The sequence below is a fragment of the Leisingera sp. F5 genome (assembly GCF_001593695.1).
Map to the genome: position 1 here is coordinate 1 of NZ_LUKH01000841.1, position 1,583 is coordinate 1,583.

The window sequence follows — 1,583 nt, forward strand, 5'->3', positions numbered from 1 at the left end:
CCGCTGACCCTGCTGCCGGAATACGCTGCCGTCACCGCCGGCCGCGGCACCGCGCTGGACGGGCATCTGGCCGCGATCTGGCGCCGCAGCCCGGACTCGCTGGGCCTGGCCCCGGACAGCATGATGCCCTTCAACGGTCTCGCCCTCACGGAACCGGACGGCACACCCTTGATCGCCCCCTGGATCGAACAGCACGGGCTTGAGACTTGGCTGAACCAGCTGATCGAGGTTGCGGTGCTGCCCATCTGGCACCTTTTGGTGGCCCACGGCATCGGGCTGGAGGCACACGGCCAGAACCTGATCCTGCAGCATGAAGGCGGCTGGCCCGCAGGCCTGATTGCCCGCGATTTCCACGAAAGCTTGGAATACGTGCCAAACCTGCTTTCGCGCCCGGACCTTTGCCCGGATCTCGCGCGCATCGACCCGGTCTATGCGGCCGCGCCGCCCGACCAATTCCACCGGATGTCCAGCGCTGAGGAGCTGCGCTGGCTGGTGATGGACACGCTTTTTGTCTTCAACCTCGCCGACCTCTCGTACCTGCTGCAGCGCCACTATGGCTTTGCCGAAACCTCCTTCTGGCGCCGGGTCCGCAGCCGGCTGGACCGCTACACCGCCGAACACGGAATGCAGGCGCGGCAGGCCGCCCTCGCCCCCTTCGCACCGCAGATCCGCGCCGAAAGCCTGATTTCCCGCAAGATCGACCCTGACCGCCCGCAGCACGGCCACCTGATCGCCAACGCCCTGGCCACCGAGAAAGGATGACTGACATGTTTGTTCTGAACGACACCCCCATCGACCCCTCAGGCCTCGCCGCACGGCTGGACCGGGTGCTGACCGAACCCGCCGCGCACCGCTACGGCCTGCACATGCAGAACGCGGGCGCCGCGCTGTCTGCGCTTCTGTACCTGCGCGCGCAGAACGCGGGCGTCTTCCCGATCCACCCCGGCATCCCGCCGGAAACCGCCCGTGAAATGGCGCAGGCGGCGGGCTGCGATATGATGCTCAGCGACGGGCTGAAGCAGACCGCCCTGCCGCAAACGGACACCACCCCGCGCGGCGGCGTGCTGGTGCAGATGAGCTCCGGCACCACCGGCGACGCCAAGGTGATCACCCGCACATGGGCTGAAATCGCGGCCGAGGTCGAAAGCTACGCCGCCTTCTTCACCGCCAGCGCCGCGATGACCCCGGTGATCGCCTGCCCCGTCACCCATTCCTACGGGCTGATTGCCGGCGTCTTCGTGGCGCTGCACCGCGGCCATGTGCCGGTGGTGCTCGACAGCTTGAACCCGAAATACATCCTGCGCCGCCTGCGCGAGACGGACCAGCCGCTGCTCTATACTTCGCCCGCGATGCTGCACACTTTGGCGCGCCTCCTGCCCGAGGACCAGCGGCTCCATGCCGCCAACACCTCCGGCACCGTGCTGCCAGAGGCCTGGTTCCAACTGATCCGCGCCCGCACCATCCATCTGTTTCAGCAGTACGGCTGTTCCGAGGCTGGCTGCGTCGCCATCAACCAGGATCTGCAGAACCCCTATGACGTCGGCCAGCCGCTGCCTCATGCCGCCCTCACCGCGGGCCAGAAC

General features: G+C 67.5%; 2 protein-coding genes. Both read left to right on the top strand.

The features are described 5' to 3' along the window. Nucleotides 1-762, top strand: a 762-nt coding sequence (locus A2I95_RS36625) for an IucA/IucC family C-terminal-domain containing protein (protein ID WP_291737399.1), incomplete at its 5' end; no start/stop codon positions are given. Nucleotides 763-767: 5 nt separating this feature from the next. Then, on the top strand, nucleotides 768-1,583 hold an 816-nt coding region (locus tag A2I95_RS36630; RefSeq protein ID WP_291737400.1), incomplete at its 3' end, for an AMP-binding protein.